At 63.0% G+C, this 5,245-nt stretch carries 6 protein-coding genes; all 6 read left to right on the top strand.

The genetic code is table 11. The features are described from left to right. Window positions 1-913: threonine dehydratase (locus tag VKR55_RS27910; RefSeq protein ID WP_324408506.1), on the top strand; the 913-nt coding region annotated here is incomplete at its 5' end. 19 nt (window positions 914-932) lie between these two features. Then, window positions 933-1,475 (top strand): acetolactate synthase small subunit, encoded by a 543-nt coding sequence (ilvN, locus tag VKR55_RS27915; protein WP_324408508.1) that lies wholly within the window; start codon window positions 933-935, stop codon window positions 1,473-1,475. Between the two features lie 3 nt (window positions 1,476-1,478). Next, window positions 1,479-2,168, top strand: a complete 690-nt coding sequence (locus VKR55_RS27920) for a class I SAM-dependent methyltransferase (protein ID WP_324408510.1) — start codon at window positions 1,479-1,481, stop codon at window positions 2,166-2,168. A 28-nt stretch (window positions 2,169-2,196) separates the two neighbouring features. Next, window positions 2,197-3,075 carry an EamA family transporter gene (locus tag VKR55_RS27925; RefSeq protein ID WP_324408512.1) on the top strand — a complete coding sequence of 293 codons (879 nt, stop codon included), beginning with the start codon at window positions 2,197-2,199 and terminating at the stop codon, window positions 3,073-3,075. Window positions 3,076-3,084: 9 nt separating this feature from the next. Beyond that, window positions 3,085-3,693, top strand: coding sequence for a LysE family translocator (locus tag VKR55_RS27930; RefSeq protein ID WP_324408514.1), 609 nt, complete (start codon window positions 3,085-3,087; stop codon window positions 3,691-3,693). Window positions 3,694-3,837: 144 nt separating this feature from the next. Further along, window positions 3,838-4,857, top strand: a complete 1,020-nt coding sequence (gene ilvC / locus VKR55_RS27935; RefSeq protein ID WP_324408516.1) for a ketol-acid reductoisomerase — start codon at window positions 3,838-3,840, stop codon at window positions 4,855-4,857. The last annotated feature ends 388 nt before the right edge of the window (window positions 4,858-5,245 follow it).

Below are 5,245 nucleotides of genomic sequence, written 5' to 3' on the forward strand. Positions count from 1 at the left end.
CTGGCCGCTGCTCGCGGAGCGGCTCGGGACCGAGGTCGTCGTCAAGCATGAGAACCACACGCCGGTCGGCGCCTTCAAGGTGCGCGGCGGGCTCGTCTATCTCGACCGGCTCAAGCGCGAGCAGCCGAATGTGCCGGGCATCATCTCGGCCACCCGCGGCAATCATGGGCAAAGCCTTGCCTTCGCGGCGAGCCGGCACGGTGTGCCTGCGGTGATCTATGTGCCGCATGGCAATTCAGTCGAGAAGAACCGGGCGATGAAGGCCTTCGGCGCCGAGCTCGTCGAGCATGGCGAGGATTTCCAGGCCGCACGGGAGGAGGCCGAACGGCGGGCGCAGCTCTCCGGCCTGCATATGGTGCCGTCATTCCATGCGGACCTTGTGCTGGGCGTCGCAACCTATGCGCTCGAATTGCTGAACGTGGAACGTGATCTCGACGTGCTCTATGTGCCGATCGGGCTCGGCTCGGGCATCTGCGGCTGCATTCGGGTGAGGGATCTGTTGGGCCTGCGCACCGAGATCGTCGGCGTGCAATCGACGCTGGCGCCATCCTATGCGCTGTCGTTTGCAGCAAGCTCGGTCGTGACGACGGAAACCTCCAACACGCTCGCCGACGGCATGGCGACCCGCATTCCGGAGCCGGACGCGCTGGCGATCATCCGCAAGCGCGCTTCCCGCATCGTGCAGGTCACCGACGCGGAGGTCGCATCCGCGATCCGCGCGCTGTGGACCGACACGCACAACCTTGCCGAAGGTGCGGGCGCCGCGGCCCTTGCGGCCGCGCTGCAGGAGAAGAGCCGACTGCGCGGCAAGCGCGTCGGGCTGATCCTGTCCGGCGGCAATATCGATTTCGAACTGTTTCGCCGCTGGGTCGGGTCGGAAGCGACAGCCGGCTCGCAAGAGCGGGCGGCGTAAGAGCTCCAGGGGGACCAGAATGAACCAGCCCGCATCCGCCTATTTCCTCGAAGATCGCCACGATCCGAACGAAACGCATACGCTGTCGGTGCTCGTGCAGAACGAGCCCGGCGTGCTCGCGCGCGTGATCGGCCTGTTCTCCGGCCGCGGCTACAACATCGACAGCCTCACGGTCTCGGAGACCGAGAGCCAGAAGCATCTCTCGCGCATCACCATCGTCACCACGGGGACCCCGATGGTGATCGATCAGATCAAGCATCAGCTCGACCGCATGGTGCCGGTCTACCGCGTGGTCGACATGACGCTCACCGGCCGCTCCATGGAACGGGAGCTTGCGATGGTGAAGGTGAAGGGAAAGGGTGACAACCGGGTCGAGGCGCTGAGGTTGGCCGATGCATTCCGGGCGCGGGTGATCGACGCGACCACCGAGAGTTTTGTGTTCGAGATCACAGGCAATACCGCGAAAATCAACCAGTTTATCGACCTGATGCGCCCGCTTGGCCTGGTCGAGGTGTCCCGCACCGGCGTTGCCGCGATCGGGCGCGGGCCCGAAGGGATGTGAACCATGCTGGCGCGCGACTGGTACTACAACGAACGCGGTCGGATCGGGCTCGAGCCCGTGGTCGCCTCGATCTATGACCGCCATGACGACAGCGACCGGCGCGCCCGCGCCGCGCTGACCATGCTGGGTGTTCAGAAGGGCTGGCGCGTCGCTGACATCGGCTGTGGCAATGCCGTGCTTGCGACCGAAGCCGCGCTGATGGGCGCCGAGGTCGACGCGGTCGATATTTCGCCGGCGATGCTCAGGCTCGCCGAAGTGTATGCGCGCGACCGCCGCGCGCCGGTGCGCATGCAATCGGCGGGGCTCCTGAGCTTCGCCTACCAGCCCAATTCCTATGACCTGATCGTCAGCGAGTTCACGCTGCACCACCTGCCGGACTTCTGGAAGGCGGTCGCGATGTCGCGCATCCATGCCGCGTTGAAGCCGGGCGCCAATTTCTATCTGCGCGACATCGTGTTCGTCAGCATGCCCGATGGAAGCGAGCGCAGCGTCGAGCAATGGGCCGACTTCCACATCAAGAATCACGATTTCGTCCGCGACAGCGTCGTCACCCATATGCGCGACGAGTATTCCACCTTCGGCTGGGTGATGGAGCGCATGCTGACCGAGGTCGGCTTTACGCTCGTCTCGGCGGATTATCACGCGCCCATGCACGGCACCTACCTGCTCCAGAAACCGGGTGGCCAGGGCTAGGAGAGGCTGGAACAACTAGAACAAGAAAATGAAGCCGGCCGACGTCTGCATCGCCGTCCTCGTGGCGGTCATCTGGGGGCTTGCCTTTGTCGCGAGCCGCATCGCGCTCGACGAATTGCCGCCGGAGCTCATGACCGCGCTGCGCTTTGCCATCGCCGCAACGCCGTGCCTGTTCGTACGCAAGCCGAACGTGTCATGGCCGCTTCTGATCGCGATCAGCTTCACCCTGTTTCTCGGCCAGTTCCTCGCCCAATCGATCGCGATCGCGCGTGGCGTTCCGGTCGGCCTCTCCAGCGTGATCGTGCAGAGCCAGGCGCTGTTCACCATCGCCTTCGCCGCAATCATCTTCCGCGAGATACCGACGCCGATGCAAGGCGCGGGCATTGCGATCGCCACCATCGGCCTTTTGATGATCTGCGGCACCGTCGGCTATGATTTTTCCGTTGGCGCCTTCGCCGTGCTGATGATCTCGCCGATCACGTTCGCGATCGGCAACCTCTTGCTGCGGCCGGCGAGGGGGGCAGCGATGTTCGACCTGTTCGCCTGGCTGTGCCTCTGCTCCGCCATTCCCCTGTTCGCACTCACGCTGATGACCGTGGGGCCGCGCGGGACGTTTCAGGCGCTCATCCATCTGTCGCCGCTCGGCATCGCCTGCATGCTGTTCGTCGGCGGCCTCTCGACCTCGATCGCCTATTGGCTCTGGGGCCGGCTCCTGCGCGACCATCCGGCGGCCCAGGTGGTGCCGTTCGCGCTGCTGGTGCCGTTTGTCGGTTCCGGCGCTTCGAGCATCGTGTTCGGCGAAAAATTCGGGACGCTCCGGCTCGCCGGCATGCTCACCGTGATCGGCGGCATCGCCATCATGCTGTTCGCCAAGCGTCCGCAGAAGACGGTCGTGAAGACCGCGTGAGGACAAGCCATGTCGCATCAGCTCCTGCTCGCCTTTGTCGTGTTCGCGATCGTGATGTTCTTCACGCCCGGACCGAACAACATCATGCTCCTGTCCTCGGGCCTGACCTACGGTTTCCGCCCGACCTTGCCGCATATCGCGGGGATCACCATCGGCTTCGCCTTCATGGTCGGCGCGGTGGGCGTGGGGCTCGGTACCGTCTTTCTCGCCTATCCGATCCTGCAGACCATCCTGAAGTGGGGCGGCGTCGCTTACCTCGTCTATCTCGCCGCCGCGATTGCCATGGCCGAGCCGGTCAAGCCGGAGGAGGGCGGCGTCCGCCGCAAGGGGCCGATGACCTTTTGGGGCGCAGCGATGTTCCAGTGGATCAACGCCAAGGGCTGGGTGATGGTGATCTCGACCATCACCGCCTATGCCGCGATTGCCGCCTTTCCCTGGAACATTGCGCTGCAGGTCGCGATCAGCCTGATCCTGGGCACCTTCTCCTGCTTGACCTGGGCGATGTTCGGCAGTGCGCTGCGGCCGCTGTTGTCCTCCCGCAGAATGGTGCGGACGTTCAACATCATCATGGCGACCCTGCTGCTTGCCTCGCTCATTCCGGTCTTTATGGAATCGTGATGCCGCATCGCGCCATGCATAAACGGGTTTCCAGTCCTGGCGAAAATGTTCTAGACAGCGCCGGAAAGTTTACGGCGCCTCCGCTGCCATTCATCTAACAGCCTGATTAACCAGCCGATTTTCGGCCTACTCAAGGAAACGACCATGCGTGTTTATTACGATCGCGACGCCGACCTGAACCTGATCAAGGGCAAGAAGGTCGCCATCGTCGGTTATGGCAGCCAGGGCCATGCCCATGCGCTGAACCTACGCGACTCCGGTGTGAAGGAGGTGGGGATTGCGCTCCGCAAGGGCTCGGCCTCGGCCAGGAAGGCGGAAGGCGCCGGCTTCAAGGTGATGGAGGTCGCCGAGGCCGCGAAATGGGCCGACCTCGTGATGATGCTGACCCCGGACGAACTGCAGGGCGACATCTACCGCGAGCATCTCCACGACAACATGAAGAAGGGCGCGGCCCTGGTGTTCGCTCACGGCCTCAACGTCCATTTCAACCTGCTCGATCCGCGCGCCGATCTCGACGTCCTGATGATCGCGCCGAAAGGCCCTGGCCACACCGTGCGCTCGGAATATCAGCGCGGCGGCGGCGTGCCCTGCCTGATCGCGATCGCGAAGGACGTCTCCGGCAACGCCCATGACCTGGGGCTCAGCTATGCCTCGGCCATCGGCGGTGGCCGCGCCGGCATCATCGAGACCACCTTCAAGGAGGAATGCGAGACCGACCTGTTCGGCGAGCAGGTGGTGCTCTGCGGCGGCCTGGTCGAACTGATCAAGGGCGGCTACGAGACCCTGGTGGAGGCCGGCTACGCCCCGGAGATGGCCTATTTCGAGTGCCTGCACGAGGTGAAGCTGATCGTCGACCTGATTTATGAAGGCGGCATCGCCAACATGAACTATTCGATCTCCAACACCGCCGAATACGGCGAATACGTCACCGGCCCCCGCATCATCACCGACGAGACGAAGAAGGAAATGCGCAAGGTGCTCGCCGACATCCAGTCCGGCCGCTTCGCCCGCGACTGGATGCTGGAGAACAAGGTCAACCAGACCTCGTTCAAGGCGACCCGCGCCAAGCTCGCCGCGCACCCGATCGAGCAGGTCGGCGAGAAACTGCGCGACATGATGCCGTGGATCAAGAAGGGCGCGCTGGTGGACAAGAGCAAGAACTGATGCTGTTTATCCTCTCCCACAACAAGGGGAGAGGGTGAGAGATGTGTCCGTCGCGCTTGCTTCAAACTCACTTCGCACTTGCGACACAAATTCTTAAGGCTTGTCCTTATACAAAGGCGAGATCGCGAAAACGCGGTCTCGCCTTTTATTTCGATCGAAGCATTGCTCGTTCATTCAGTTTCTTCGCGACGTCCGGTCTTTGCATCCGGAACGAAGAAATGAGACATCAACCACATTCTTGATCTGAAGCGCTTCGCCTGAATTCTCGGGTGCGAAAAGCCTCGGCATTTCAAATTCTAAGTGGCGACACCTCATCTGCAATCTCGGAATGCGCAGACTGCACGCGAAGCTCGTGCGGCACTTCATCCCAACAAGGATTGAGATTTAA

Source organism: Bradyrhizobium sp. (assembly GCF_035309285.1).
Classification (GTDB): domain Bacteria; phylum Pseudomonadota; class Alphaproteobacteria; order Rhizobiales; family Xanthobacteraceae; genus Bradyrhizobium.